Consider the following 1,466-nt stretch of genomic DNA (forward strand, 5'->3'; position numbering starts at 1 on the left):
ATATTATACGATGCCGACAAATCACAGTTGTATCTTTTTCCAGTCTGAAACGTACACAGACGATGATCCCGTGTATCACGGGCAATCTCTCCTGATCCATCAAAGGCAAGCCTGCTCGTGTTCCAGGCACAAATCCGGGAAATTCGGATTCCCTTTCTGTGTGCCTGCTGTCCGCACCGTTTCTGGATATCACGTTTTCTCCACATCTGCAGTTTCTGCTTTTTCTTCCCGGAAAGTTTTCCTTTCATTTCCAGATATTCGAAAACAATCACATCTGCCTTCTTTTCTGACGCATACAGAACGATTTCCCTTGCAATTTTTCTGCCAAGCTCTGTATTCAGACGTTTTGCATATGCCCATCTTCCCTGCGCCTGACACGATCCATGTTCCCGCTGAAATCTTCGGATCCGTCCCAGCGCACGGTACATCCGGTCTTTGTCACTGGAAAAGTTAATAAACTTTCTTCCCAGGATAGTTCCGTCTGGACGCATGATGGTACAGACTGCATCCGTATTGATGCCGAGATCCACACTGCAGATCGTTTGTTCTTTGACAGGTGTCCGGTTTAAAGATACCTCTTCCGCATACGTAAAACGCAGGAAATATTTGTCGTGCTTTTTCTCCAACGTTGGCGCCGAAGCTTTTTTGCCCGACCAGTGTTTTCTTAAATATTCCATATCCGTATGTTTCAGCCGCACAGCAAACCATTTCCAGTCATGGCCATCGTACAGTTTTAAAAAGGCCGCATCTTTCTCTTCTGTGTTTTCACGGTACATGACATCGTGGTAAAAAACAGGCATGGCATACTGTTCACTTTTCAGATACGGCTTTCCCGTTTTCTCCCCCTCTGCTTTCCACTGTTCCAGACGCGTCCGATAAGAAGATACACTCCCAAGCGCATGCTGGACTGCCGCCCGTCTGAAATAGGATGGCATTTTGGGAAAGCAGAAATCAAAATCAAACCGGGCCGGATTCCGTTTCGTTGTATGCACCAGATGTTCCGCTGCATTGAAACGTTTCTTACTTTCCTCAATTTGGGCCAGTTCTTCCCACACAGATTCATACACTTCGACCAGATAGCGGACAGCAGAACGGTAAATCTCCAGTGTCTGGCGGATCGGAATATTCTGTTTTCGTAATTCAACACCATAACTGGATATGATTTTCATTCGCTTTCTCCTCCGGGTTTTAACGGGATTTTTCCTTCTGACCTTCTATGTAAGCAAGTATCTGTTCACGGCTTCGGTCACTAACCGTTACAGCACAATAAGACGGATTTCACAAATGTTCTCCCCACAACTCTTTCCTTGACGCCGGATAGGAAAAACCATTTTTATTAATTGTAAACATATCTTTCTCCATAAAAGTATTTTACCATATCCATAATAATATATCAAACATTTGTTCTGTTTTATATTAAAAAAATTGCGCGTCTAACTCATCACTACTACAATATATTTATGGGT

The 1,466-nt window shown here is 43.8% G+C and carries 1 protein-coding gene; it reads right to left on the reverse strand.

Annotated features, from left to right (window positions below; all coding sequences use genetic code 11):
• A partial coding sequence (locus DWW13_RS18475) for an IS200/IS605 family element transposase accessory protein TnpB (protein WP_118720828.1) occupies positions 1-1,169 on the reverse strand: 1,169 nt, incomplete at its 3' end.
• Positions 1,170-1,466: the final 297 nt, after the last annotated feature.

The organism is Blautia sp. AF14-40 (assembly GCF_003479665.1).
GTDB lineage: Bacteria > Bacillota > Clostridia > Lachnospirales > Lachnospiraceae > Fusicatenibacter > Fusicatenibacter saccharivorans.